Raw genomic sequence first — 24,765 nt, forward strand, 5'->3', positions numbered from 1 at the left:
AGCGCCTCCTCATCCCAGGTACGGAGTGGACCGCCCCTCCAGAAAGTGCCGCACCCGCAGCCGCTGGGTGTGGTGCATCGGCAGCCCCTCGATCTCCTCCGGCGAGACGAACCGGACCTCCGACGACTCCTCCGACACCTTCAGGGACCCTCCGGTGATACGTGCCGTGAAGCACACGTTGAACTGCCGCCGCACCTCCCCGTCGCCGTACGCGATGATGTGGCGGGGGTCCGTGTACATGCCGACCAGCCCGGTGATCTCCACGTCGTAGCCGGTCTCCTCCCGCACCTCTCGTACGGCCGCTCCGGGCAGCGACTCGTCCCTCTCCATGCCCCCACCGGGCAGCGCCCACAGCTCGTTGTCCCTGCGCCGCTGGAGCAGGACGCGCCCCGCCTCGTCCGTCACGACGGCCGAGGCGGCGACCACCAGGCTGTTCGGCTCGGGTGCGTCCGGATCGTCGTAGAACTCGGTGCGGTTCACCGGTCAGCGTGTCCTTCCATCGGGGTCGCCGTACGCCAGACCGCGTCGAAGCTTTCCGCGTAGGTGTCGAACAGACCGCCCTTGTCACAGCGCCTGAGATGCCAGACCGGCGCCCGGTACGCGTTCGTCCCCCACACATGAGCGTTGACCAGCAGCTGGTCGTCGGCACGGTAGAGGCTGTTGTACAGGGTGGTGCCATGGGTGCGCAGCTCGACGCCGGGCACCCCGAGCAGCGGCCGGTAGTGCTCCACCGCGAGCCGGCAGCGGCTTTCGATCCCATGCCCGAAGCGCTCCTCCTCTCCGCGTTGTCGGATATTGGGGCTGTCGGCGTCACCGACGGCAATCCGCACCGAACAACCCTCCGCCGCTCGCTCGCGGAGCACCTCGGTGAGCCGGGGGTACGACTCGTGGAGGAACACGGCGGCGTAGACCAGCACGTCGATGTGCTCGACGGCCTGGGTGAAGAGGTCGGCGAACACCGACACCGGAAGCTCCGCCCGCTGCTCGAAGAGCCCCACCAGCTCCGGGCTGACGGCTCGTGCCGCGCGAGCCTGCCGCAACGCCGGCCACAGCGCGTACACGTCCTCTCCTATGGCCTCCGCGACCCGGAAGGCGGTGCCGCGACGCGGAACGCGGCCCAGGTTCACCCAGCGCTCCACCGACTTGGGGTCCACATCCACCCGCGCCGCCAACCCGGCGTGCGTCCATCCACGTGCGGCCATGGCGGCCCGCAGCCTCTCGTTCGGCACGCCACGCTCCCTCTGCTTCCGCAACACCGGTAGGGACGTTCCGTCCACCCCGGGACGTCCCTGATTGTCCACACTGAGTGGTTCCACTGTCTCGGAAAGTGATGAAGTCTCATCGACTGGGGCTACCGGCTGACCGGCAGAGCCCCGAACTCCCGCCCCGGTGACGGAAGCCCTGGACAGGTCGAGCGCCGGGGCGGGTGACCGACGCGGGCGACGCCGACCGTCCCCCGCGCATCGCAGGCCGCACCGCCGACCGTCGTATGCACGGCGGCGGTGTGGCCCCTCACCGAAGAGGAGGCTGGTGGAATGAGCGTGGTGCTCGATTCGTACGAGACGAGGGCGCCGGACGCCGAGGGGTGGCGCGGAATCCCCTTCCGGCACCCCGGGGACGGGGCCCGCACCCCGCTGACCGCCGCCATGGCGGACGGCGGCAGGCACGACGGCGGCCCGATGCCCCCGGAGGCACCCCGGGACCCCGCGCCCGCCCCGTAGGACGGGGGCGGCGGCCAGTGAGCCGGTAGCCCGCGCAGGTCCCTGCGGGGGGGCACCGTCGCCCCGCGGGGATCTCAGCGCGCGCCGCCCTACCCCAGCCGAGCCAGCAAGTGGGCGTCCAGGAAGCCCCGTTCCGAGTCCGGGTCATGGACCAACCGTGCGAAGACGCTCAACCCCGCCCCGGCCAGCAACTCGGCGAACCGGTCCACCGGCCAGCTGTACGCGGGCGCCACCTTGTGGTCGAAGCGGACCGGCTCCGGCGGACCCTCGGTCCCGAAGAACGACACCAGGAGCAGCCCCCCGGGCGCCAGCACCCGCGCCTGCTCGGCGAGCAGCGCGGGCAGCTCCGCGGGCGGGGTGTGGATCATCGAATAGTGGGCCAGCACCCCTCCCAACACGCCGCCCCCGACCGGAAGTTCCTCCATCCGCGCCACACCGAACCGCAGCGCCGGATGGGCCCGCCGGGCATGCGCGACCATGCCCGGCGACAGATCCACCCCGAAGGCCTCCACCCCCAACTCACTCAACATCGCCGTCAGATGCCCGGGCCCGCACCCCACATCGGCGACCCGCGCATTCCCCGTCCCCCGCACCAGCTCGGCGAAGGTGCCCACCATCGCCCGCGCGAACGGCTGCGCCTCCAGCCGCCCGGCGAACATCGACGCGTACAGCTCCACGACCCCGTCGTAGGCCGCTCTGGTCTCCTCCTGATGCTTCAGCACGGGAGGGACGCTACGGGGAAAAAGGGAGCACGCCCTACCCACGGCGACGTGTCACACCCGTCCGCGCTGTCTCGTCCCATGGGTGTAGCCACTCCGCACAGCCCACCCAGCACACCACCCAGGAGGACGGACCCATGGACGCGCGACTCGACTACTTCTCCAGCGAGACCGCCGGCAAGATCTTCAAGCACATCGCGACCTCCGGCAGGATCATCAAGGACTCGGCGCTGCCGACCTCCACCCAGGAGCTGGTGGCGCTGCGGGTCAGCCAGATCAACGGCTGCGCCGTCTGCATCGACATGCACACCAAGGAGGCCGCCGCGGCGGGGGAGTCCCCGGTACGGCTGCACCTGGTCGCGGCCTGGCGGGAGGCCACCGTCTTCACCGAGCCCGAGCGCGCCGCGCTGGAGCTCGCCGAGCAGGGAACCAGGGTCGCCGACGCGGGCGAGGGCGTCAGCGACGAGGTGTGGGAGCGGGCCGCCCAGCACTACGACACCGAGCAACTCACCGCCCTGGCGCTGCTGGTGTCCTTCATGGGCCTGGTGAACCGCCTCAACATCATCGCCCGCGTCCCGGCCGGCGACTACCAGCCCGGCCAGTTCAACCACTAGCCCACTGGCGGACTGACGAAAGGACCCGGCGTGACCGACGACAAGGCGGAGGAGTTCGAGGGCCTGCGACCGCTGCTGTTCTCGATCGCCTACCGGATCCTGGGCAGCGTCGCCGAAGCCGAGGACGCCGTCCAGGAGACCTGGCTCCGCTACGCCGCCTCCACCACCCGGCCCGACTCCACCAAGGCGTACCTCTCCACCACCGTCACCAGGATCGCCATCGACGTACTCCGCTCGGCTCGCGTACGCCGGGAGGAGTACGTCGGCCCCTGGTTCCCCGAACCGCTGCTCAGCGACCCGTACGAGGACCCCGCCCGCGCCGCCGAACTGGCCGACTCGGTCTCGATGGGCGCCCTGCTCCTGCTGGAACGCCTCAGCCCCCTCGAACGGGCGGTGTTCGTCCTCCGGGAGGTGTTCGCCTTCGACTACGAGGAGATCGCCGAGGCGACCGGGCGCACCGAGTCCGCCTGCCGCCAGCTACTCGTACGGGCCCGGCGGCACATGCGCGAGGGGCGGCCCCGCTTCGCGGCGGACCGGCGGGAACGGGTCGAGCTGGCCACCCGGTTCTTCGACGCCCTCAAGGACGGCGACCTCGACGGCCTACGCGGACTGCTCGCCGCCGACGTCCAGATGACCGGCGACAGCGGCGGCAAGGCGCCCGCCCTGGCCCGGACGATCGTCGGCGCCGACAAGGTGGCCCGCCTGCTCGGCTCCTACGTCGAGAACGTGGCGCTGATCGACATGGCGTACGAGCCCTGCGAGATCAACGGCCAGCCGGGCGCCGTCTTCCGCGATCGCACCGGCAAGGTGTTCAGCACCATGGTCCTGGACGTGCTGGACGGCCAGGTGCAGGCCATCCGCTCGGTGATCAACCCGGACAAGCTCGGCCACCTCGGCCCGGTGGCGGACGCCTGGGCGGCCCACCAGGAGATCCAGCAGGCCCGCCGCCGCTCCCGCTGACCCCCGTACGACGCACGGCAGCCCGGCCCCGTACCTCCTCAGCGAGTACGGGACCGGGCTGCGGCGCGTCAGATCGGGCGCCCGGCCTTGACCCCGCCCACGAACGCGGCGAAGGCCTCGGCACGGAAGCCCAGCACCGGCCCACCCGGCACCTTGGAGTCCCGGACGGGGACGGTGCCGCGCGTGGGCACGAGGTTGGTGGCGACCTCGACGCAAGCGCCACCGTTGTCGCTGTACGAGGAGGTGTACCAGCGGGGGGATTCGGTCGTCACGGGATGCCCTTTCGCAACTCGCTGATCAAGGCCACGGATTCCGCCTGGGAGAGCGCGTCAGCCTGTAGCTGATGGTATGCCGTCAGCAGGGGCACGACGAATGCGTTGTCCCGCTCCAGATGGCCCTGTTGGGCGGACTCCGCGTAGGAGAGCAGCGAGCGGTCCGGCAGCGTCAGGATGTAGAGCGGCAGTCGGATCGTCCGGCGCTCGCCCATGGCGAACGGGGCGACCTGGAGGGTGGTGTTCGGCAGCTCGGCGAAGTCCAGCAGCCGGTCCAACTGGGCGCGCATGACATCGGGCGCACCTACCGATAGGCGCAGGCAACTTTCGTCCAGCACGGCGAAAACCCAGGGGGACGGTGTCCGTACGAGGGCGGCCTGCCGCTCCGCGACCAGCGTGACGCGCTCCTCCGCCTGCTCCTCGGAGATCGCCCCGCGCCGGACGACACTCTCTGCCAGCACCGTCGCGTACTCCTCCGTCTGCAACAACCCCGGCACGACACCGACCTCGTACAGCCGGATCTCCACCGCCTCCGCCTCGCGCTCCACGAACTGCGGAAAGCCTTCCAGCAGACCGGAATTCCGTACCTTGCGGTACAGCCGTTCGAACATGTCGCCGGTTCCGAAGGCCACGTCTGAACTTTTCGCGAAACGCAAGGTTGGAGGTTTGCGACCAGTTTCCACCGACGACACATGGGTGCTGGAGTACCCGAGGCGCTGCGCCAGCTCCTCCTGTGTCCAGCCGTGTTCCTCACGTGCGCTGCGCAAACGCACCCCGAAGGCCGCCTGCGGGGAGCTCGCCGGGTCCAAGCGCTTGCGGTTCACGGGGGCGTCACCAACTTTCCCTTCCTTTTTGACAAGTTGAAGCGTCTTCATTCGGTGGGTCACTCTCCATCCCGTGAGTAGCAGAAACATCACGGAGAGGAATTGCCGTGCCCGATAGGTACGTTTGTGCGGGAGGGCGGCAGTGGCCGTCCACTCCCGCGCCCGGAACGCTGTTGGTGGACGTGACGCTGGACCGCATCGGGGAGTTCCGGGGCGTCTGGTGCGGCCTCTGGTTCCTGCGCCCCGTCACCGGCGGGCTGCGCTGGACGGTGGCGCCGACCGACACCCGGCCGGCCACCCCGGGGGAGCGGCTGCACGCCGAGACCGCGCGGCGAAACGCACGGAGCCGGGGGACCCTGCTGTGAGCGGACAGGACGCGGAGCAGCGCTACCGGCGCGATGCCGCCGAAGCGGCGGAGGCGGGGTGCGACCGGTGCCGGGAGCTGCGCGCGGAGGCCACCCAGGCGGAGCGGTGGGGCGACTACTCGCGGGCGGTGGACTGCCGGATCTACATCACCCGCCACCCCGTACACGACGGCCGCCCGGACGACGACCGTGAGACGGCGGAGGACGACGGTGAGACGGCGGAGGACGACGGTGAGACGGCGGCGGAGGACGACCGCGAGACGGCGAAGGGCTGATGGCCGCACAGCGCACGACCGCCCGCGTCCCCGGGGTGGGGCGCGGGCGGTCGGGTCGACTGACGGAGGGCCCGGGGCTCAGGCCCGGGGGGTCAACTCCGCCATGGCGTCCCATCCGGTGCGGCCCGGCAGCTCCTGGCTGATGATCTCGGGCGTGGCCGCGATGGCGCCGGCCATCGCCTCAAGGCCGGCCGCGAAGTGCGCGGACCCCACATGCGCGGCGCCCGCGTCCGAGTCCGCGAACGCCTCCAGCAGCACGAAGCGGTGCGGGTCCGCGACGTCCCGGGACCAGTCGAAGAAGAGGTTCCCGGGCTCGGCGCGGGTGGCACGGGTGAAGTCGTCCACCAGCGTGAGCCACTGATCGGCGTACTCGGGACGGACGGTGAACCTGACGACGATGAAGATCATGCCTCCACGGTGCTCCGGCCCCGGCCCGCCGTCCAGCTCACCCGCCGGGGTTTCCGGCACCGTCGGAAAACGCGCGTGCGGAGAAGAGGCGTACGCAATCCGCCAGGGCCGCCCTCGCCTTCCCCCGCGCACCCGCGAACCGCTCCGTCGGCAACGACACCGACAGGGCGCGTACGGCGCCCTCACCGCTCCCCGGCACGACCACCGCCAGGCAGGTGTAGGCGGGGTCAGCCTCGCCCACCGACTCCGCGAACCCCCGTCCCCGCACCCCGGCCAGCTCGCTCTCGAACCGGCCCGCCTCGGTGATCGTCCGGTCGGTGAACCGCGCCATCCCGTGCTCGGTCAGATACCGTCGACGCGCCCCGCTCCCCAGTTGCGCCAGCAGCACCTTGCCGTGCGCGGTGGCGTGCGCCCGCACCTCCGGGCCCGGCTCGAAGGGGTGTGCCGTACCGGTGGCCGGGGCCGTACTGTCGACGACGGTGATCCGGCCGTCCCGCAGCACCGTGAAATACGCCTCCGCCCCGCTCTCACGCCGCAGCCACGCCAGGGCCTCGCCCACCGCGGGCGCCACCCCCATGTGCCTCCGGAACGCCCGGTGCAGCGCCGCCACCCGCGGCCCCGGCGCGTACCCGCCGCCCGCCGCGCGCACCAGGTGCCCGCGCTCGACCAGGGGCCCCAGCAGGTGGTACACGGTCGACAGCGAGCACCCGAGCCGCCGCGCCAGTGTCTTCGCCGCCACCGGCCCACCCGCCTCGGCCACCACGTCGAGTATCCCCAGCGCCCGATCGACGGACTGAGGCCCGGTACTCACACCGCCCATGCTGCCCATGCCCGCGAGCCTACGGGGAGCCGTCCGGGCGCCGCCGCCGTCACCCCGTGACCAGGCAGAACGGATGCCCGGCCGGGTCGGCGAAGGCCCGGAAGCCGGGGTGCTTGCCGTCGTCCACGTCCAGCTCGCGCGCGCCCAGCTCCAGCACCTTGGCGTGCGCGGCGTCCATGTCCTCCACCTCAAGATCGAGATGCAGCTGCTGGGAGTTGCGGTCCGCGCGCGGCCACTCCGGGGGAGTGAAACCGGGGGCGAGCTGGAAGGACAGCCGCTGCCCGCCGTCGAGGTGGAGGTCCACCCACTCGTCGTCACCCTCGATCCGGCCGCCGAGCACCGCGGCGTAGAACTCGGCGAGCCGGCGCGGCTCGGGGCAGTCAAAGGCGGTCAGCTGGAGCGTGGCGAAACCCATCGGGCCCTCCTCAAGTGGCGACATGGACCCTCGTCATGTCGTGAGGGCCGGGTGCCTCGGCCACCGATGATCAAACCACCGCAGCCATCCGCCCGCCGCCGCCGATGATCAAACCACCGCCGACCGCCCACCGCCATCCGCGGTGCTCAAGCCCGGGGGCGGCCCATCGCGCGGAAGGTCCAGCCGGCCTCGCGCCAGGGGAGCGGGTCCAGGGCGTTGCGGCCGTCCAGGATGAGCCGGTCCGAGACCGCCTCGCCCAGCTCCGCCGGGTCCAGCTCGCGGAACTCGCGCCACTCGGTCAGGTGCAGCACCACATGGGCGCCCCGCACCGCCTCCAGCGCGGAGTCCGCGTAGCCCAGCGTCGGGAACAGCCGGCGGGCGTTCTCCATACCCTTGGGGTCGTAGACCGTGACCTGGCCGCCCTGGAGGTGGATCTGCCCGGCGACGTTCAGCGCCGGGGAGTCCCGTACGTCGTCGGAGTCCGGTTTGAAGGCGGCGCCGAGCACCGCGACCCGCTTGCCCAGGAAGGTCCCGTCGCCCAGCGCCTCCCTCGCCATCCCCACCATCTGGCCGCGGCGGCGCATATTGATGGAGTCGATCTCGCGGAGGAAGGTGAGCGCCTGGTCGGCGCCCAGCTCACCGGCGCGCGCCATGAAGGCGCGGATGTCCTTGGGCAGGCAGCCGCCGCCGAAGCCGATCCCGGCGCGCAGGAACTTCGGGCCGATCCGGTCGTCGTAGCCGATCGCCTCCGCCAGCTTGGCGACGTCCCCGCCGGCCGCCTCGCACACCTCCGCCATCGCGTTGATGAACGAGATCTTGGTGGCCAGGAAGGAGTTGGCGGAGGTCTTCACCAGCTCGGCGGTGGGGAAGTCCGTCACCACGAACGGGGAGCCCTCGGCCATCGGCGTGGCGTACACCTCGCGCAGCGTCTTCTCGGCGGCGGCGCTCTCCACGCCGACCACGATCCGGTCCGGGCGCAGGGTGTCCTGGACGGCGAAGCCCTCGCGCAGGAACTCCGGGTTCCAGGCCAGCTCGGCGTCGGCGCCGACCGGGGCGTTATCGGCGAGCAGCTTGGCCAGCCGCTCCGCACTGCCCACCGGCACGGTCGACTTGCCGACGACCAGCGCGGGCCGCTTCAGATGCGGGGCGAGCGAGCCGAAGGCGGCGTCCACGTAGCTCATGTCGCAGCCGTACTCGCCGTGCTTCTGCGGAGTGTTCACACAGACGAAGTGGACGTCGCCGAAGTCGGCCACCTCCTCGTACGAGGTGGTGAACCGCAGCCGCCCGCTCGACCCCTCGATCCCGGCGACATGGCGGCGCAGCAGCTCCTCCAGCCCCGGCTCGTACATCGGCACCTTGCCGGCCTGGAGCAGGTCGATCTTCTCCTGGACGACATCCAGGCCCAGCACCTCGAAGCCCAGCTCCGCCATGGCCGCCGCATGGGTGGCGCCGAGGTATCCGGTGCCGATCACGGTGATCTTGAGGGCCATGGGGTGAGCTCCATCGACGTGCGCGTACGGGGACAGGAGGGACTGCGCCCGAGCATAACCGCGCCGCCCGCGGGGCACGGTCCGGTCACCCGGGGGTGCGGCTCCCCTGTCATCAAGCTCACGCGCGACCCACATATGCCGAATCCCACCCCGGCCACTAAAATTCAGGTTACTTAACGGTAGTTAGCAAGGGCGGCGACAGCAGCCCGCAGCAGTACCACAGCTGATCCGCAGCACAAGGGGAGTGAGTGCACAGTGGCGGGAACGCCTGACTTCGATCTGTACCGCCCGTCCGAGGAGCACGACATGCTCCGGGACACCGTCCGCGCGCTCGCCGAGGCCAAGATCACGCCGTTCGCCGCCGCGGTCGACGAGGAGGCCCGCTTCCCCCAGGAGGCGCTGGACGCGCTCGTCGCCTCCGACCTGCACGCCGTGCACGTACCGGAGAGCTACGGCGGTGCGGGCGCCGACGCGCTCGCCACCGTGATCGTCATCGAGGAGGTGGCCCGCGCCTGCGCCTCCTCCTCCCTGATCCCGGCCGTCAACAAGCTGGGCTCGCTGCCGGTGATCCTCTCCGGCTCCGAGGAGCTGAAGAAGAAGTACCTGGGCCCGCTCGCCAAGGGCAACGCGATGTTCTCGTACTGCCTCTCCGAGCCGGACGCCGGCTCCGACGCGGCCGGCATGAAGACCAAGGCCGTGCGCGACGGCGACTTCTACGTCCTCAACGGCGTGAAGCGCTGGATCACCAACGCGGGCGTCTCCGAGTTCTACACGGTCATGGCCGTCACCGACCCGTCCAAGCGCTCCAAGGGCATCTCCGCCTTCGTCGTGGAGAAGGGCGACGCCGGAGTCTCCTTCGGCGCCCCGGAGAAGAAGCTCGGCATCAAGGGCTCGCCCACCCGCGAGGTCTACCTCGACAACGTCCGCATTCCGGCCGACCGCATGATCGGCGCGGAGGGTACGGGCTTCGCCACCGCGATGAAGACCCTGGACCACACCCGGATCACCATCGCCGCCCAGGCCCTCGGCATCGCCCAGGGCGCCCTGGACTACGCCAAGGGCTACGTCCAGGAGCGCAAGCAGTTCGGCAAGCCGATCGCCGACTTCCAGGGCGTCCAGTTCATGCTGGCCGACATGGCGATGAAGATCGAGGCCGCCCGCCAGCTCACCTACGCGGCCGCCGCCAAGTCCGAGCGCGGCGATGCCGACCTCACCTTCCAGGGCGCCGCCGCCAAGTGCTTCGCCTCCGACGTCGCCATGGAGGTCACCACCGACGCCGTCCAGCTCCTCGGCGGCTACGGCTACACCCGCGACTACCCGGTCGAGCGCATGATGCGCGACGCCAAGATCACCCAGATCTACGAGGGCACCAACCAGGTCCAGCGCATCGTCATGGCCCGCAACCTGCCGTAGCCCCCTCCCGGCCCACGAAGCCCCGCCCCGGGATCACCCCCGGGGCGGGGCTTTCACGTCAAGAAGGGCAGCGGACGACCGCTTCCGCCCCGGCTACCCGCCCACCACACGCCCGGGCTCATCCAGCCACACCCACCGGCGCCCGTCCTCCACCGACAACCCGAACCGCGACCGTGGGGGCCGCCTCAGCTCGTACCACCGCAGGAACGCCTCCCGCACCTCGTCCCACAGCGCCCGCGGGCCGTACTGCTCGACCCCGTACCGCTCGGCGTCCGGCGTGAACTCCACAGTCGCCCCCGAGGCGCCGTCATCCGCCGTCAACCACAAGGTGGCCTCGCCGCTCCCGTCGTCCGCCTCGCACCAGCGGTACCAGACGTCGGTGAGGCGGAGCCCGACGAAGAACGCGGGATCGTCATGGACGACATGCTGCGGCGGAACGTCGGTCGCCCCCTTCGTCCTCCTCCCCTCCTCACCCTGCCGACGGTCCGCGATCCGCCCCTCACCACCCCGCGCTCCCGGTCCCACACAAACGCCGGGCGACCGGAGAACCAGCCCCGCGCACGGCCGTCCACCACATCCAGCACGGCGAACGCCCGCTGTGGAAGCTGGACCCCCACGGCGTGACGATCCGCCCGCCCGGGCACTGCTCCACCCACCCGGCCGGAACCTCCCGCACGATGTACGTGCAGACGATCCGGCCAGACGGCGCCCCCGGCCGGTATCCGTCCCGCCCGTCACACACGCGATGTCCGGCAACTCGGCCGAGTCGTACCCCACCACCGCCACATGCCGCTTCCCCATACCGGGACCTCTGCCGGAAGAGCCGCCACCCCAAGGTTCGGGACATCCCCGCGTCCATCGCGGGCGGTCGGCGCCACCCCGGCCGCAGAGTGGGTACCACCCATCCCGCCCCTGCCGGAGGACACCGATGGCCGCCGGCAGTCCCGAGACCCGCGTCGGGACGGGAGCGGAGAGCGTCCCGCGCCCCGCCGGCCCCCGCCCCGGCTCCACGCCGCTCTCCGCTTCCTCGGCCACCGCCGGCCCACCTGGGTCGCCATCGCCGTGGCGGCCGCCACCTTTCTCGACGGGGCCCCCACCACCGTCCTTCCTCGCGGCGCTCCTCGTTGTCACGCCCCTGTGCTTCCTGGCCTTCGGCGCGTTACGAGGGGAGTTCCGCCGGCCACGCGTGTGCGCGCTCCAGACGGCCGGGCCGCGGGGCCTCGCCGCGCTCGCCCTGCTGGCGCTCACTGTGGACCGGACGGCCGCCCGCCACGTCCTGGCGGCCGGCTGATTCGCCCGCGCCGTAGGGGGCTTCGCCCACCACCGCGCCGACCTGGTCGTACCGCGGGCCTGGTCGACCTGCTCGGCGCGGCGGCCACCGAGCGCTCGACGTATCCGCCCGCAACCTGGTCGGTCAGTGCGGCTCCCAGTTGCCGTCCGGGGTCGCGGTAACCGGTGCGGAGGAGACCTGGAACCCGGCGGGGTCCGTCTGGGCGCAGCCACCGGGGCACCGGGGAGTGGCTTCGCCGGCCTGGGCGGTGGCGGCGGAGCCGACGAGGAGCGCGGCGGCGAGCCCGCATGCGGCCAGCAGACCCGCGGCGGGCCGAAGGAGTGTCTTCCGGTTCATGTCGTGGTCCTTTCTCGTTCCCCCGGCCGGAAGCGGCCAGAGGACCCAGAGGAAGCGGACATCGCTCACCGGGCAGGACTCGCCGTGCCCCGGCCGCGGTTCCGCCCCCGACGGACCGCCGTCGGCCGTGAGGACGGTCAGCGCACCTCCCGCACCTCCGGTCCCCGCGCCTCCCGCACCACCGTCAGCCCCAGCCGCTCCGGCAGGTCGGCCAGCGCCGGAAGGCCCTCCAGATGGTGGACGCCGGACGGCAGGGCGCCGTCGAGCAGGGCGCGGGCGGCGTGGGCGGCGACCAGTCCGGTGACCCGGCTCTGCACCCGCCCGGCCAGCGCGAGCGCGACCCGCTGCTCGCCCCGTACCGCCTCCGCCCGCAGCGCGAAGCCGTCGCCGCCGGTGTGCACCCGGCGGAACAGCGCGGTGAGCAGCCGCCGTACGGCCGGGGGCCGGGCCGCCCCGGTGCGGCGCAGCGTGAACAGCGCCGCGGTCAGTGCCCGGGAGTCCAGCGCCAGCCGGGTGGTCACCTCCGGCACGCCCAGGGTGCGGCGCAGCACGTACTGGTCGGCGAACGGGAACGGGTGCGCCGCCCGCCTCCCGTACCCCGGCAGCGCGTACCGCCCCGGCGCGGCCGTCACCGGTTCGGCCAGCCCCTCGACCGTCCACCGCACCGCGTCTGCCCCGTGCCGTTCACCGGCGCCGAGCAGCACGGTGAGGTCGATCCGCTCGGCCCCGCCCACTGCCTCATGGGCGCGGCGGGCCAGCAGATTGGTCAGCCCGGGGGCGACACCCACGCTCAGTACGGCGGTGGCGCCCGCCCGCCGCGCCACCCCGTCCAACCCGGCCACCCCGTCGAGCAGGGCCGGGGTGGCCCCCACGTCCACGACTCCGACGCCCCGCTCCAGACACGCCCGGGCCGCACCGCTGTCCGGCGGCTCGACGCACATCACCACCGCGCCGAGCGGCGCCGGGCCCTCGCCCAGCTCGCCCAGGGTCCGGCCGAAGGCCTCCGGGTCGGTCACATCGACCCGTACCCCCCGACCCCGCCCACCGGCCAGCACCCGCCCCGGCAGCCACCCGTCGAGCGCCGCCACCACCGCGCTCCCCACGGCGCCGTGACCGCCGACCACGAGTACCCGGGAGCCCGTGGCTCCACCGGTCTCCACCGTTGTTTCCGTCATACCCCGGGGAGGTATCACCACCGGATGATGGCGGTCAAAGCGGACTGGACCCCTCCATGGGAGACGCCCGGGGCCTGGAGACGCCCGGGGCCCGCGGCCCCGCCCTCACTTCTCCCCGACGGTGACCTTCTCGTCGTTCTGGATCTGCTTCACCAGCTCCTTGACCTTCTCCTGGTTCCAGACCAGGTTCCCGCCCCGGGCGCCGCTGATCGGCATGTTCATCGAGGTGCCGTCGCCGCCGGTGATGCCCTTCATCGCGAAGAACATCTCCGCCAGGTCGAACAGCGACATGTCCTTGTCCACGATCAGCGTGTCCAGGCCGGCGCCCATCGTCGGGTACAGCTTGAACGGGTTGATGATCGTGCCCGGGGTGGCCGCCTGGCTCGCCAGCGCGGAGAGGAACTTCTGCTGGTTCTTGGTGCGGGCGAGGTCCGACTCGGCGAAGGCGTACCGGGTGCGGACGAAGGCGAGCGCCTGCTCGCCGTTGAGCTCCTGCTTGCCGGCCTGGAAGTCGGCACCGGACTTCTCGTCCTTGAAGGCCTTGGGGATGTCCATCTCGACGCCGCCGAGCGCGTCCACGATGTTGGCGAACCCGGCGAAGCCGATCTCCGCGTAGTGGTCGATGCGCAGCCCCGTGTTGTGCTCCACGGTGCGCACCAGCAGCTCGGGGCCGTCCTCCGCGTAGGCGGCGTTCAGCTTCACCCGCCGCCCCTGCGCCGGGAAGGTCTTGCCCGACTCCGAGCCGACGAACTTGGGGATCTCCACATCCGAGTCGCGGGGCAGCGAGACCATGGTGTTCCCGCCGCCGCAGGCGGCCAGGATCATCATCGAGTCGGTCCGCTTGCCCTCGGCGGAGCCGGTGTGGAGCTTCTTCTTCTCCTCGGCGGACATGCCCTCGCGGCTGTCCGAACCGACGATCAGATACGTGGTGCAGTCGTCCTCGGAGGGGCGGTCGATGACCTTGCCGAGGTCCACCTCGCGGCGCACCTTGCCGTCCGCCCAGAAGTACGTGCCGACGCTGGTGCCGACCACCGCGACCAGCAGCACGATGGCGCCGACCCTCAGCCGCTTGCGCCAGTCGGGAGCCTGGCCCGGGGGTCTGCCGGGGGAGCCGGGGCGGCCGGGGCCGCCCGGGCCGCGCCCACCGGGACCGCGCCCGCCGGGGCTGCCGTAGACCTGGCCGGTGTTGTACCCGCTGTCGTAGCCGGAGGGCGGGCCCTGCCGCGGAATGTCCTGGTATCCACCCGGGGCGGGCTGCGGCGGCGACTGCGGAGGGACGCCGGGCCGCTGCACGTGCCGCATCACCCGGGCGCCCTCCGCCTGGGCGTCGGCGCTGCCGCGGCCGTAACGCGCGTTGCGGTCGTCGTTTCGTCCCTCTGGCCAGTCATTCATGCGGATAGTGTGCAGGCCGCGTCCGGTCGGGTGACAGAGCGGGTGGGAGTTCGGGGCGGCCCTGTAGCGAAGCTGATGCAATGCCCCGGCCGCCGTTCCAGGTCACGGCCCGCGCGAGGCACCTCCCGGCCGTCCGCGTGAGCCCGCCCACACCCGCCCCGAGCAGGCGAGGAGCACGCCCCGGCCCCGGATTAAGGTGGAGGGCATGACAGACCAGGCCATATCCGAGGCGAGACCGCAGGAGGCGCCGGGCACTCCGGAGCCCAAGCCCACCTCGGCGTCCCGCACCACCCTCAGCCACATCATGACCGGCAGCGACACCAACCTCCTCGGCACGGTGCACGGCGGCGTGATCATGAAACTGGTGGACGATGCCGCGGGCGCGGTCGCGGGCCGCCACTCCGGCGGGCCGGCCGTCACCGCCTCCATGGACGAGATGGTCTTCCTGGAGCCGGTACGGGTCGGGGACCTGGTCCATGTCAAGGCGCAGGTCAACTGGACCGGCCGGTCCAGCATGGAGGTCGGCGTCCGGGTCATGGCCGAGCGGTGGAACGAGTCCACCCCCGCCACCCAGGTCGGCAGCGCCTACCTGGTGTTCGCCGCCGTCGACGCGGACGGCAAGCCGCGCCCCGTACCGCCGGTCGCCCCGGAGAGCGAGCGGGACAAGCGCCGCTACCAGGAGGCGCAGATCCGCCGCACCCACCGGCTGGCCCGCCGCCGGGCCATCAAGGAGCTGCGCGAGAAGCGCGCGGCCGAGGGCTTCGGGGACTGACTTCCCGGAGGAGCCCCGGAAGAGGAGCCTCGGAAGAGCTCCGGAGAGGGCCCCCGACGAGCTCGGGAAGGCGGTTTTCGGTAGAGCCCCGGACGAGCCCGGGAGGACCGACCGTTCCCGGTAGAGCCCCGGACCAGCCCTGGAAGACCGCCTGAAGGTCCCCGGGCAGATCCCCGCCCGCCCGGCGCTAGGAGCAGACCACCTGGTCACCGGTGACCACACCGGACTCGCCCTGGTAGGCGTTCTCCGCCCGCACCGGCAGCACGCCCGCGTAGTTCGCGCCCGCCGCCACCTTCAGGGTGGCGCCGAGACCGGGGGCCTGCCGCAGCTCGCAGCCGGGCAGCGCGGTCGCCAGCGAGCGCGCCGAGCGGTCCCAGCGCGGATCGAAGAAGACGACGGTGCGGTTCAGATCGCGGCGCGGCCAGTTGCCGGGGGCGCCGGAGGTGCGGAAGCCGGTGGACTTCAGCGCGGTGTCCACCTTGGCGCCCAGCCCGCCGAGCGGTGTCCCGTTGTAGACCTGCACCCGGATCTGCTGCGGGGACACCTCCACCAGCTTCCTGCGCACCGTAGCCACGCGCGGCAGATGCGGGGCGAGCGGCTTGTCCTCCCGTACCGCGTCGAACAGCTTCTCCGCCTTCGCCAGATCCCACTTCACCGTCGAGCCGATCCCCTTCACCGGGAAGCCGGTGCTGCTCACCGGCACCGAGGTGAACTCCGAGGACGCGGCGGTGAAGCCCTTCATCGCCTTGGCCAGCGTCAGCATCTCCTCGCTGCCGAAGCCGGTGTCGGCCCGCACCGAGCTGAGCATGGCGGTGGCGACCTGCTGGAAGCGGACCGGGTTGAGCAGCACCCCGTTGTCGGTGGCCTGGTCGATCAGCGCGGCCACGAACTTCTGCTGCCGCTGCATCCGGCCCAGGTCGGAGGCGCCGTCCACATGGCGGGAGCGCACGTACTGAAGGGCCTGGCCGCCGTCCAGCCGGTAGGTGCCGGGGGGCAGCCGCAGCCCGGTGTGGGTGTCGTTCATCGGCTTGGCGGTGCAGATCTCCACCCCGCCGACCGCGTCCACGGTCCGCATGAAGCTGGTGAAGTCGACCTCCAGATAGTGGTCGATCTTCACCTTGGTCATCTTCTCCACGGTCCGCACCGTCAGCCCCGGCCCGCCCTCCGCGTACGCGGCGTTCAGCTTCACCGGGTGCTCCTGGTGCTGCTTGCCGGTGGTGGTGTCGGTGTGCGGGGGCAGCATGGCGTAGCTGTCCCGGGGCAGCGAGATCATGCTGGCCCGCTTCCGGTCGGCCGAGACATGCACCAGCATGATCGTGTCGGTGCAGTGGCAGGGCGCCCCGCCCAACCGGTAGCGGACCTTCTCGGTCTGGGTGATCCTGTCCCGGCCGTCGGTGCCGACCAGCAGGATGTTGGTGCCGTGCCCGGCCTCCGGGCGGTTCTTCATGTCCTTGAACGGGTCGATGCGCCCGATCCCGGTGTCCAGGCTGCTGATCATCGCGTGCCCGATCCCACCCGCGGCCAGTACCAGCACCGACGCGGCCGTCGCCAGCCGGGCCGCCCACCGCCCCCGCCCCTGCCGCCGGGGCCGCGCGGCCCGTGCGGCGGCAGCGGTACGGGACGGGGCAGCGGTAGGGGATGGGGCAGCGGTACGGGAGGGGGCCCGGGACGGTGTACGGGCCGGCGATGTGCGCGGTTCGGGTTTCGGCCTCCTGCCCGGCGCCTGCCGCCCACCGCCGGACCTCTCCCGCCTCTCGTCCGCCCCCTGTCGCCCCTCGCCCGACGGCGCTGCGGGCCGTCTCGGCTGCCCCGGTCCCGGGGTCCTCGGCGGGGCGGGTCGGCGGGGCGGTGTGGGCACGTGGGGGACACCTCCGCGTCGGACCGTGGTCCGGGGAGCGGACCGGGCAGGAACAGTAGGCCCATACGATCAGCGGTGGGCCGCATAGCCCGGGCGGCGCGCAAGGGTGTCCCCCGTTCGCGGTAACGTGGCCGCCTCTCCCCGTACCCCGCGCGACCCCGCCCCCACCGCCGTACCTCCGAAGGAACCCCATGCCCCCGACGCCGGAACCGACGCCGACGGCCGTGCCGACCCCGAACCCGGCCCCGATTCCGAACCCGGCCCCGAACCCGGCCCCGTCCGCGACTCCGGTCTCCGTGATCATGCCGGTGCTCAACGAGGAGCGGCACCTGCGCAGTGCGGTCCGCCACATCCTGGAGCAGGAGTACGAGGGTGAGATGGAGGTGGTGATCGCGCTCGGCCCGTCCACCGACCGGACCGACGAGATCGCCGCCGAGCTGGTACGCGAGGACCCCCGGGTCCGTACCGTGCCCAACCCCACCGGCCGCACCCCCGCCGCCCTCAACGCGGCGATCAAGGCCTCCCGCCACCCCGTCGTGGTGCGGGTGGACGGCCACGGCATGCTCTCCCCGAACTACATCGCCACCGCCGTCCGGCTGCTCGCCGAGACCGGTGCGCAGAACGTCGGCGGCATCATGCACGCCGAGGGGGAGAACGCCTGGGAGGACGCCGTCGCCGCGGCGATGACCTCGAAGATCGGCGTCGGCAACGCGGCCTTCCACACGGGTGGCGAGGCGGGCCCGGCCGAGACCGTCTACCTGGGCGTCTTCCGCCGGGAGGCGCTGGAGACCCAGGGCGGCTACAACGAGGAGTTCATCCGCGCCCAGGACTGGGAGCTGAACTTCCGCATCCGCGAGGCCGGCGGGCTGATCTGGTTCTCGCCCGAGCTGCGCGTGCAGTACCGGCCGCGGCCCAGCGTGCGGGCGCTGGCCAAGCAGTACAAGGACTACGGCCGCTGGCGCCATGTCGTCGCCCGCTACCACTCGGGCTCCATCAACCTGCGCTACCTCGCCCCGCCGACGGCCGTCTGCGCGATAGCGGCCGGCCTGGTCGCGGGCGCGGTCCTCACCCCGTACGCCTTCGCCATCCCGGCCGGCTACCTCGCGGCGATCACCGCCGGTTCGGTGCCGGCCGGCAAGGGGCTGCCGCTCAAGGCCCGGCTGCGCATCCCGGTGGCCCTGGCCACCATGCACATGTCCTGGGGCTACGGCTTCCTCACCAGCCCCCGCGCGCTGGCCCGCAAGGTCATCGCCAGCCGCCGCCCGGCCGTCACCACGGACACCACGGACCCGGACCGGGCGGGCACGGCGGTCTGAGCTGCCGAGGGGGAGACCGCGCCCCGCCGCCTCCCGCCCCCTTGGCGGCGCGCTACCAGCGGTGCGGCCCCGCCTCCCCCTTGTCAAACCGGTCGTCTACCAGCGGTACGGCTCGTAGACCGGCATACAGCCGCTGTCCTTGGCGTTGAAGGCGTCGGCGTCCTTCGGCAGGTCGCCCGCCTTGGGCTTCTCCGCCTTGGGGAAGGCCGAGCCCTCGGTCCAGTCGGCGCCCACCGTCAGGGTCAGCACCGGTACGTCCCCGGCCCGTACCGCGCCGGTCGGCAGCCCCAGCGCCTTGGCGACGGAGAGGGCGTCGGCCCGCTCCTCCGCCCCGCCGCCGGCCCGGTAGACCAGGGCGGTCTTCTCGCTCGGGGCCACCTGGTCCGAGGCGGTCGCGGCGGTGAACCCCTCGGCCCGCAGCGCCTCGGCGACCGCGCCGGCCCGCCCCTTCACCAGCTGCCCGTTCTCCCCGCCGGTGCCGTTGACCACGCTGATCCCGATGGTGTCCGGCTCGGCCGCGGCCGGTCCGCTCGGCGTCGGCTCGGGACGGGGTGAGGTCTTCGGCGCGGAGGTGTCCGCGGACTCCTCCGCGCGCTTGTCCCGGTCACTGGGCTCGCCGTGGGAGTCGAAGGCGACGTCCTCGCGAAGCAGGGTGAACAGCCTCTCCGCGTCGGAGTCGACGGGCACCAGGTGGTTGCGGTTGCCGATGTACTCCTGCGTCGGCAGCGTCGTCATGGTGATCCGGTCCAGCGGCACGTCCCGCAGCTCCATGGCGAGGTCGAACAGCCGCATCACCGAGCCCAGTTCGTCGGAGACCTGGAGCGCCTTGGTGCCCTCCTCGGCCAGGTCCATGATCCTGCCGGTGTCGGTGAACGCGTTCTGCTCCTTGAGCTTGCGGATCAGCGCGCTGATGTACATATGCCGGGCCTTGGCACGGCCCTGGTCGTTGTAGAACGCGTGCCGGGTGCGCAGCCACTGGAGGGCCTGCTCGCCCTTGATCTCGGTGGTGCCCTTCTTGAGCTTCAGCCCGGAGCCGCCGCTGACCGCCGCCGTCGGCCGGTCCCACACGTTGTCCTCGACGCAGACCGGGACGCCCTCGACCGCGTCGGCCATCCGCACCAGACCGGCGAAGTCCACCATCATCCAGTGGTCGATGTAGACCCCGGTCAGCTTCTCCCAGGTGACCAGTGTGCAACCCGGACCGCCGCGCGCCAGCGACTCGTTGATGATCATGGTGGTCGGCTTGTACGTCTTGCCGCTCGCCGGGTCCTTGCACTCCGGGATGTCCACCCGGGTGTCCCGCGGAATGCTGGTGATGGAGGCGTTCTTCCGGTCGGCCGAGACATGCAGCAGCATCTGGACGTCGGCCCGGGGCGGGGTGCCGCGGTTCTCCCGGCTGCCGCCGAGGGCGATGTTCTCGTCCGAGTTACGGCTGTCCGAGCCGAGGAGCAGGATGTTGAGCGGGGTCTTGCCGGCCGCGTTGGGCTCGGACCTGGTCACCCCGCTCTTGCCGCTGCTGCGTTCGCTGCTGCGGAGGTTGTCGTCCAGATGGCGGTAGTACAGGTAACCGGCGCCGGCCGTGCCGAGTATGAGCAGCGAGAGCACCGAGGCGCTCCACCGCAGGATCCGCCGCCGTCCCTTGCGGGGCCTCGGCCCGCCGCCGCCCCCGGGCGCCGCGGCCGAGGCACCCGTGGGCGAGCCCGTACCGGCTGCCGCCCCCGGGACTTCCGCGCTCACCGTCTCCGGTCTGCTCCCCCGGGGGCGGGGTACGCGCTCCCCGCCCACCTTGCTGCCTCGTCCCACCCCTGGTCCCCCCTGCCCCTACGGCTGCGCCGCCGCGTTCACCGCGGCGGCGCCATCGGCCGTGTCCGTGTCCGTGTCACTGTGCGCAGATGCGCTTGTCCGCCTCGACCTGGCCCACGTCCGGCGCCTTCTTCGGCGGGGCGATGGACACCCCGGCCCCCTTGAAGTCGCCGCCGAGCACCAGCTTCATCGGCTGCATGGCCTCCGCGTCCTCGGCGGCCGGCTTCATCGCCGCCGCCGGAAGCCCCATCAGATCGGCGAGCTTGCGCGCCTGGCCGGCCTGGTTCGGCCCGTACTCCAGGGTCGTCTTGTCCTGCTCCGGGGCGTTGCTCTGGTTCGAGGACTTCGGCACGCCCTGCTGGTTCTGCAGCCAGTTGAGCGTCTGCTGCGCGGCGCCGGCGATCCCGCTGCCGTTGTAGACGTCCACCCGCACCTCGGAGGCCTCGGCGCGGTCGCCCTTGAGCAGCGCCTCCTGCTTGCTCTTGGCCGCCTTCGCCTTCTTCTTGACCTCGGTGAAGGAGACATCGTTCTGGATCATGCTGAACACCTGCGGCGCCTTGGCCTGGTCCAGCACGACGGTGGCCTTGACCGCCTCCGCCGGGTTGTCCTGGACCGGGACGGTCGCGAAGGTGATGTTCTTCAGGTCGATCGAGCTGATCTCCTGCCCCAGCTCGGTCAGCTTGGGGATGTCGCCGATGCCCTTGTCCACGGTGAGCGCCTGGGTCACGGCGTCCGCCAGGTTGTACATCCGCTTGGGGTTGCCGAGCGTCTCCTCCTTCATCTTCCGGATCATCGACGCGATGAACTGCTGCTGCTGCTTGATCCGGTCGAGGTCGCTCTCGTTGCCCAGGCCGTGCCGGTTCCGCAGGAAGGCAAGCGCCTGCTCGCCCATGATCGTGTGGTCACCCGCGTCCAGGTTCAGCTTGGAGGACTCGTCCCGGATCGGCTCGGCCAGGCACACCTCCACCCCCTCGATGGCGGTGGTCAGCGTCTTCACCGCGTTGAAGTCCGCCATCATGAAGTGGTCCGGCTTGACGCCGGTCAGCTTCTCCACCGTGCGCATGGTGCAGCCCGGGTCGCGCCCTTCCACGCCGAAGCTCTCGTTGAACCGGGTGAACCGGTTGCCGGGGATGACCTTGGTGGAGCCGTCCGGCTGCTTGGTGGGGCAGTCGGGGATCTCGGTCTTCAGATCGCGCGGGATGCTGAGCGCGGTGGCGTTGGTGCGGTCCTCCGACACATGGAAGAGGAAGGTCGTGTCGGCGTGGCCGGTGGAGTTCTCACGGTCGCCGTAGGCCTCGTTGCCCTCGCCGGTACGGACGTCCGAGCCCAGGATGAGGATGTTGATCGGACCGTCCTTGAGCGAGCCGCCGTTGGCCGCGTCACCCACGTCGATCGAGTTGATGTTGCCGTTCAGCTTGTTGTAGACGACGTAGGCGGTGACCGAGGCGCCCACGACCACGAAGCCCATGATTCCGGCCGTCCACAGCACGGCCTTCTTCTTCCCGGACGCGCCCTGCTTGCGCTTGCGGCGACCGCGCGGGTCCGGCGGTGCGGCGGCGGTGCGGCGCCGCTGGCCGGGGACCGGACGGGCCGGGTCGGCGGAGGTACGCGAGCCGGAAGCGGTACGCGAGCCGGAACCGGTACGCGAGCCCGATCCCGTACGCGTACCGGAGCCCGACCCCGATCCCGTACGGGAGCCGGAGCCGGATCCCGACCCCGTACGCGTACCGGAGGCGGAGTCCTTGCGCGGACCCGGGGCCCTGCGGCGCCCGGAGGTTCCCGCGGCGCCGTGGGCCGTTCCGGTCTCCGGCTGCTGCGGTCCGGAACGGTCCAGTCGCAGTTCGTAGTTGCCGGTCTCCGGGTTCAGCACCCATTGGTCTGCGGGGTCGATGTCCTCCACCCGCCCACGGCTCTGCGCATCCACGGTGCTTGGGTCCTCCGTCGGTGCCACTCAAGGCGCCTCATTCCCCAAGGAGGACGCCCGGGTCCAAAATCCGGTTGCGTGCGAACCACGGTCTGGAGCACGCCGGATCGCGTCACACTATCCGCCCAGTTCAGCGCGGGGCGACGCCCGTGACAAATTCCACCCTCTTTACAACTGGGCAATCCGCTCAATCCGCGTAGATGGACGCCCAGTCCTTGGTTAGGGCTTTACCGACGGGTACCGCCGTCAAGGCGACGCGCGCTGCTACGGGCAGGCACCCGAGGCCGCGTTGGTGCCGGTGAAGGTGGGCAGGGCGGACGGCTTCCGCTTCCGGTTGCCGGCGGCGCCCGACTCGGTCCCGTCGTCCTCGGGTTCGACCGCCACCGGCTGGTCCGCGCGCAGCCGTTCGAAGAGGGCGTTCGCCTGAGGCTGCACCAGTTCGTCCCGGTTCGCGTCGTCGCGGTACGGGCGCCGGGGCACCGTCAGGAACTGCACCCTCTCCGTCGGCACCCCGCGCATCGCCCGGGTCAGGTCGTACAGGTCCTTCAGCGAGTCCAGCCCCGGGTCGGTGGTGAGCGACCTGGTCGCCGCGTCGAGCACCGGATACAGCCGGGTCGGGTTGAGCAGCACGCCGTTGCTCTGGACCTTGTTCACCAGCGCGCCCAGGAACTGCTGCTGGCGGTCCATCCGCGCGGTGTCACTGCCGTTGCCCAGCGTCTTGCGGGCCCGTACGTAGCCGAGGGCCTGCTCGCCGTCGAGGGTCCGGGCGCCCGCCTTCAGATCCACCTTGGCGTCCGCGTCGTGGATCGGCTGCCGTACGCACACCCGCACCCCGCCGACCGCGTCCACCATCTTCTTGAACCCCCCGAAGTCGACCACGATGTGGTGGTCCACCCGGATACCGGTCAGCTTCTCCAGGGTCCGGATGGTGCAGGCCGTACCGCCCACCTCGAAGGCCTTGTTGAACTGGGCGAAGGCGGCCGGTGCGGTGCCGCCCTCGCGGTTGCGGCAGCTCGGCGTGCGCACCATCAGGTCGCGCGGCACCGAGACGGCCGTCGCGCTGTGCCGGTCGGCGGCCAGATGCACCAGGATCGCGGTGTCCGAGCGCTGGGTGCCCTTGTCCCGCCCGTACGCGGAATTGCCGCTGCCGGCGCGGGTGTCGGAGCCGATGAGCAGGATGTTCCGCGCCCCGTGCGCCAGTGAGGCCGGCCGCTCGCGCTCGTACCGCTCAAGCTCGGCGGCGGCCGAGGTGTCGGTGGTGATGTTGCCGTCCAGCTTCCGGTACAGCCACCAGCCCCCCCCGGCCGCGGCCAGCACACTGAGCGCCCCGGCGAACGCCACCACCCGCAGCCAGCGGGGCCGCCGGTACGAGGAGGGCGCGGCCCCCGCCCGCGCGGGCGGCCCCGGGACGCCGTCTCGGGCGGGCCAACCCGGGGGCACGGCGTGGGCGCTTGTGCCCCTGCCGGGTTGGGGCGTGGGGCGCGGTTTTCCCGGGCGGCCGGACGACGAACGGGCCCGCCCGCCACCGGGCTGGCGGCCCCGGCCACCCTCAGGCTGGCGGCCCCGGCCGCCGCCGGACTGGCGGGCCCGGCCGGAGGGCCGCTTGCGGCGCCCGCCGCGGCCGGGGTCCGAGGGCGTGCCGGGGCTGTCCGTCACGTGGTCGTCCCGCCCTTCCTCGCCACCTGGGCCGTACGCCTCCCGGCGCCGGCGCATCCGTTCCTCCGATCATCCGACGGAGTGGGCGCCGGGACCCGGTGGAACGGCCCCGCTGTCCGCCGGACGGGTGGCGCGAGGGAAGGGGACCGGGCGCTCAGCGCAGGGTGTGGGTGATCCGCTCGCTGGCGACCCGCTTCTCCAGCTCCTCCGCGCCCAGCCGGTCCAGGTTCCGGCACAGCACCACCGAGGCGCCCGCCGCCAGCGGCGCGTACAGCCCCGCCGACAGCCCCTCCCACCCGTCGTACGGCAGCGCCGACAGCACCCGCGAACCGGCGGTCAGCCCCAGCCGGTCGGCGTCGGCCCGGGCCCGCTCGACCAGTTCGGCACCGGTCAGTTCGGCGCCGCCGACCGCGAGCGCCGGGGTGTCCGGGTCCACCGGGACGTACGGGGCGAAGACATCACCCTGGGTGGGCACCTCGACCGCGTAGTCGTCATACCCCTCCGGCGCGGCCGGGAAGCGGCGGCCCAGCGGGGCCAGCGACAGCGCCAGCCGCTCACCGGGGCAGGCCAGCCCGTCGGCCAGCCGGTCGGGACCGGCCACCACATGGTCCGCGAGCGAGGGGTCGCCGCCCACGTCGGCCACCACGCCCACCGAGGCGCAGGCCACCAGCCACACCGCGGTCTGCCAGTGCGCCGGCAGCAGCAGCGCCACCCGTTCGCCCGGCTCGGCGGAGAGCCCGTCCTGCAGCAGATTGGCGGTCTTGGCCACCCAGTTGGCGAAGGTGGCCACCGACAGTTCGACGCGTTCACCGGTGGCGTCGTCGTAGAAGGTGACCAAGGGGCGGGCCGGGTCCGCGGCGAGCGCGGATCGCAGCAGGTCGGCGGGGGTGCGGTCGCTGGCGTTCACCCGCGCAAGGGTACGCGCGCGAGGGCGGCGGACGGGGCC

General features: G+C 72.2%; 27 protein-coding genes. 8 read left to right on the forward strand and 19 right to left on the reverse strand.

Annotated elements, in window-relative coordinates:
* Positions 1-9: 9 nt before the first annotated feature.
* Both ABZ945_RS13915 and ABZ945_RS13920 read right to left on the reverse strand, forming a co-directional pair.
* Positions 10-480 (reverse strand): NUDIX domain-containing protein, encoded by a 471-nt coding sequence (locus tag ABZ945_RS13915; protein WP_361268010.1) that lies wholly within the window; start codon positions 478-480, stop codon positions 10-12.
* Positions 477-1,229, reverse strand: a complete 753-nt coding sequence (locus tag ABZ945_RS13920) for a helix-turn-helix transcriptional regulator (RefSeq protein WP_361268013.1) — start codon at positions 1,227-1,229, stop codon at positions 477-479. The genes ABZ945_RS13915 and ABZ945_RS13920 overlap by 4 nt, the downstream gene beginning before the upstream one ends.
* A gap of 306 nt (positions 1,230-1,535) precedes the next feature.
* On the opposite strand from ABZ945_RS13920, the gene ABZ945_RS13925 reads away from it, so the two are divergent.
* Positions 1,536-1,721: a hypothetical protein gene (locus ABZ945_RS13925; RefSeq protein ID WP_361268016.1), complete on the forward strand. Its 186-nt coding sequence runs from the start codon at positions 1,536-1,538 to the stop codon at positions 1,719-1,721.
* A gap of 89 nt (positions 1,722-1,810) precedes the next feature.
* Here the strand turns inward: ABZ945_RS13925 and ABZ945_RS13930 are convergent, their stop codons facing one another.
* Positions 1,811-2,443 (reverse strand): class I SAM-dependent methyltransferase, encoded by a 633-nt coding sequence (locus tag ABZ945_RS13930; RefSeq protein WP_361268019.1) that lies wholly within the window; start codon positions 2,441-2,443, stop codon positions 1,811-1,813.
* Between the two features lie 134 nt (positions 2,444-2,577).
* Here ABZ945_RS13930 and ABZ945_RS13935 point away from each other — a divergent pair, with 134 nt between their 5' ends.
* Complete coding sequence (locus ABZ945_RS13935; protein WP_361268022.1) at positions 2,578-3,054, forward strand: carboxymuconolactone decarboxylase family protein; 477 nt, start codon at positions 2,578-2,580, stop codon at positions 3,052-3,054.
* Between the two features lie 30 nt (positions 3,055-3,084).
* A complete protein-coding gene (locus tag ABZ945_RS13940; protein ID WP_361268025.1) occupies positions 3,085-4,014 on the forward strand; it encodes an RNA polymerase sigma-70 factor in 930 nt (309 codons plus the stop codon).
* A 68-nt stretch (positions 4,015-4,082) separates the two neighbouring features.
* On the opposite strand, the gene ABZ945_RS13945 is transcribed toward ABZ945_RS13940, so the two are convergent.
* Together ABZ945_RS13945 and ABZ945_RS13950 are read right to left on the reverse strand one after the other, a co-directional pair.
* Complete coding sequence (locus ABZ945_RS13945; RefSeq protein ID WP_361268028.1) at positions 4,083-4,286, reverse strand: DUF397 domain-containing protein; 204 nt, start codon at positions 4,284-4,286, stop codon at positions 4,083-4,085.
* A complete protein-coding gene (locus ABZ945_RS13950) occupies positions 4,283-5,110 on the reverse strand; it encodes a helix-turn-helix transcriptional regulator (RefSeq protein WP_361268155.1) in 828 nt (275 codons plus the stop codon). The genes ABZ945_RS13945 and ABZ945_RS13950 overlap by 4 nt, the downstream gene beginning before the upstream one ends.
* 176 nt (positions 5,111-5,286) lie before the next feature.
* On the opposite strand from ABZ945_RS13950, the gene ABZ945_RS13955 reads away from it, so the two are divergent.
* A complete protein-coding gene (locus tag ABZ945_RS13955) occupies positions 5,287-5,475 on the forward strand; it encodes a hypothetical protein (RefSeq protein ID WP_361268031.1) in 189 nt (62 codons plus the stop codon).
* Positions 5,472-5,750 carry a hypothetical protein gene (locus ABZ945_RS13960; RefSeq protein ID WP_361268034.1) on the forward strand — a complete coding sequence of 93 codons (279 nt, stop codon included), beginning with the start codon at positions 5,472-5,474 and terminating at the stop codon, positions 5,748-5,750. Before ABZ945_RS13955 ends, ABZ945_RS13960 begins: the two co-directional genes overlap by 4 nt.
* A 78-nt stretch (positions 5,751-5,828) precedes the next feature.
* On the opposite strand, the gene ABZ945_RS13965 is transcribed toward ABZ945_RS13960, so the two are convergent.
* The 4 genes from ABZ945_RS13965 to ABZ945_RS13980 form a co-directional block, all read right to left on the reverse strand.
* A complete protein-coding gene (locus tag ABZ945_RS13965) occupies positions 5,829-6,158 on the reverse strand; it encodes a putative quinol monooxygenase (protein ID WP_361268037.1) in 330 nt (109 codons plus the stop codon).
* Positions 6,159-6,195: 37 nt separating this feature from the next.
* Positions 6,196-6,969: an IclR family transcriptional regulator gene (locus ABZ945_RS13970; RefSeq protein ID WP_361268040.1), complete on the reverse strand. Its 774-nt coding sequence runs from the start codon at positions 6,967-6,969 to the stop codon at positions 6,196-6,198.
* A 58-nt stretch (positions 6,970-7,027) separates the two neighbouring features.
* Positions 7,028-7,393 (reverse strand): VOC family protein, encoded by a 366-nt coding sequence (locus ABZ945_RS13975; RefSeq protein ID WP_248636576.1) that lies wholly within the window; start codon positions 7,391-7,393, stop codon positions 7,028-7,030.
* Between the two features lie 146 nt (positions 7,394-7,539).
* Entirely contained in the window at positions 7,540-8,883 is a 1,344-nt protein-coding gene (locus tag ABZ945_RS13980; RefSeq protein WP_361268044.1) for a UDP-glucose/GDP-mannose dehydrogenase family protein, read from the reverse strand.
* A gap of 255 nt (positions 8,884-9,138) precedes the next feature.
* Between ABZ945_RS13980 and ABZ945_RS13985 the strand changes: the two genes are divergently transcribed.
* Entirely contained in the window at positions 9,139-10,296 is a 1,158-nt protein-coding gene (locus ABZ945_RS13985; RefSeq protein WP_361268047.1) for an acyl-CoA dehydrogenase, read from the forward strand.
* A gap of 93 nt (positions 10,297-10,389) precedes the next feature.
* Here ABZ945_RS13985 and ABZ945_RS13990 read toward each other — a convergent pair whose 3' ends face one another.
* From ABZ945_RS13990 to ABZ945_RS14010, 5 genes are all read right to left on the reverse strand, one after another.
* On the reverse strand, positions 10,390-10,821 hold the full coding sequence (locus ABZ945_RS13990) for a hypothetical protein (RefSeq protein ID WP_361268050.1): 432 nt from the start codon (positions 10,819-10,821) through the stop codon (positions 10,390-10,392).
* Entirely contained in the window at positions 10,796-11,155 is a 360-nt protein-coding gene (locus tag ABZ945_RS13995; RefSeq protein ID WP_361268053.1) for a hypothetical protein, read from the reverse strand. The genes ABZ945_RS13990 and ABZ945_RS13995 overlap by 26 nt, the downstream gene beginning before the upstream one ends.
* 555 nt (positions 11,156-11,710) lie before the next feature.
* Positions 11,711-11,923, reverse strand: coding sequence for a hypothetical protein (locus tag ABZ945_RS14000; RefSeq protein ID WP_361268056.1), 213 nt, complete (start codon positions 11,921-11,923; stop codon positions 11,711-11,713).
* 137 nt (positions 11,924-12,060) lie between these two features.
* Positions 12,061-13,098, reverse strand: a complete 1,038-nt coding sequence (locus ABZ945_RS14005; RefSeq protein WP_361268059.1) for a saccharopine dehydrogenase — start codon at positions 13,096-13,098, stop codon at positions 12,061-12,063.
* Positions 13,099-13,203: 105 nt separating this feature from the next.
* On the reverse strand, positions 13,204-14,490 hold the full coding sequence (locus ABZ945_RS14010) for an LCP family protein (RefSeq protein WP_361268062.1): 1,287 nt from the start codon (positions 14,488-14,490) through the stop codon (positions 13,204-13,206).
* A 205-nt stretch (positions 14,491-14,695) separates the two neighbouring features.
* On the opposite strand from ABZ945_RS14010, the gene ABZ945_RS14015 reads away from it, so the two are divergent.
* The gene (locus ABZ945_RS14015; RefSeq protein WP_361268065.1) at positions 14,696-15,262 is read left to right on the forward strand and encodes an acyl-CoA thioesterase; all 567 of its coding nucleotides are present in this window, start codon (positions 14,696-14,698) and stop codon (positions 15,260-15,262) included.
* 187 nt (positions 15,263-15,449) lie between these two features.
* Here ABZ945_RS14015 and ABZ945_RS14020 read toward each other — a convergent pair whose 3' ends face one another.
* Complete coding sequence (locus ABZ945_RS14020; RefSeq protein WP_361268068.1) at positions 15,450-16,760, reverse strand: LCP family protein; 1,311 nt, start codon at positions 16,758-16,760, stop codon at positions 15,450-15,452.
* A gap of 662 nt (positions 16,761-17,422) precedes the next feature.
* Between ABZ945_RS14020 and ABZ945_RS14025 the strand changes: the two genes are divergently transcribed.
* Positions 17,423-18,436, forward strand: coding sequence for a glycosyltransferase family 2 protein (locus ABZ945_RS14025; protein ID WP_361268158.1), 1,014 nt, complete (start codon positions 17,423-17,425; stop codon positions 18,434-18,436).
* A 96-nt stretch (positions 18,437-18,532) separates the two neighbouring features.
* On the opposite strand, the gene ABZ945_RS14030 is transcribed toward ABZ945_RS14025, so the two are convergent.
* The 4 genes from ABZ945_RS14030 to ABZ945_RS14045 all read right to left on the reverse strand — a co-directional run bounded on the left by ABZ945_RS14030 (position 18,533) and on the right by ABZ945_RS14045 (position 24,726).
* Entirely contained in the window at positions 18,533-20,041 is a 1,509-nt protein-coding gene (locus tag ABZ945_RS14030) for an LCP family protein (RefSeq protein ID WP_361268071.1), read from the reverse strand.
* Positions 20,042-20,315: 274 nt separating this feature from the next.
* Complete coding sequence (locus ABZ945_RS14035) at positions 20,316-22,163, reverse strand: LCP family protein (protein WP_361268074.1); 1,848 nt, start codon at positions 22,161-22,163, stop codon at positions 20,316-20,318.
* Positions 22,164-22,427: 264 nt separating this feature from the next.
* Positions 22,428-23,603, reverse strand: coding sequence for an LCP family protein (locus ABZ945_RS14040; protein WP_361268077.1), 1,176 nt, complete (start codon positions 23,601-23,603; stop codon positions 22,428-22,430).
* Positions 23,604-23,973: 370 nt separating this feature from the next.
* The gene (locus tag ABZ945_RS14045; RefSeq protein WP_361268080.1) at positions 23,974-24,726 is read right to left on the reverse strand and encodes a TIGR03089 family protein; all 753 of its coding nucleotides are present in this window, start codon (positions 24,724-24,726) and stop codon (positions 23,974-23,976) included.
* Positions 24,727-24,765: the final 39 nt, after the last annotated feature.

It is taken from the genome of Streptomyces sp. NPDC046887 (assembly GCF_040644755.1).
Taxonomy (GTDB): domain Bacteria; phylum Actinomycetota; class Actinomycetes; order Streptomycetales; family Streptomycetaceae; genus Streptomyces; species Streptomyces lichenis.

Bases quoted from the DNA above. Each gene is read 5' to 3' on its own strand.
- ABZ945_RS13965 (WP_361268037.1), bottom strand. From the start codon at position 6,158: ATGATCTTCATCGTCGTCAGGTTCACCGTCCGTCCCGAGTACGCCGAT.
- ABZ945_RS14015 (WP_361268065.1), top strand. From the start codon at position 14,696: ATGACAGACCAGGCCATATCCGAGGCGAGACCGCAGGAGGCGCCGGGC.
- ABZ945_RS13935 (WP_361268022.1), top strand. From the start codon at position 2,578: ATGGACGCGCGACTCGACTACTTCTCCAGCGAGACCGCCGGCAAGATC.
- ABZ945_RS13995 (WP_361268053.1), bottom strand. From the start codon at position 11,155: ATGGACGCGGGGATGTCCCGAACCTTGGGGTGGCGGCTCTTCCGGCAG.
- ABZ945_RS14020 (WP_361268068.1), bottom strand. From the start codon at position 16,760: ATGATCAGCAGCCTGGACACCGGGATCGGGCGCATCGACCCGTTCAAG.
- ABZ945_RS13925 (WP_361268016.1), top strand. From the start codon at position 1,536: ATGAGCGTGGTGCTCGATTCGTACGAGACGAGGGCGCCGGACGCCGAG.
- ABZ945_RS14005 (WP_361268059.1), bottom strand. From the start codon at position 13,098: ATGACGGAAACAACGGTGGAGACCGGTGGAGCCACGGGCTCCCGGGTA.
- ABZ945_RS13980 (WP_361268044.1), bottom strand. From the start codon at position 8,883: ATGGCCCTCAAGATCACCGTGATCGGCACCGGATACCTCGGCGCCACC.
- ABZ945_RS13975 (WP_248636576.1), bottom strand. From the start codon at position 7,393: ATGGGTTTCGCCACGCTCCAGCTGACCGCCTTTGACTGCCCCGAGCCG.
- ABZ945_RS14010 (WP_361268062.1), bottom strand. From the start codon at position 14,490: ATGAATGACTGGCCAGAGGGACGAAACGACGACCGCAACGCGCGTTAC.
- ABZ945_RS14000 (WP_361268056.1), bottom strand. From the start codon at position 11,923: ATGAACCGGAAGACACTCCTTCGGCCCGCCGCGGGTCTGCTGGCCGCA.
- ABZ945_RS14025 (WP_361268158.1), top strand. From the start codon at position 17,423: ATGCCGGTGCTCAACGAGGAGCGGCACCTGCGCAGTGCGGTCCGCCAC.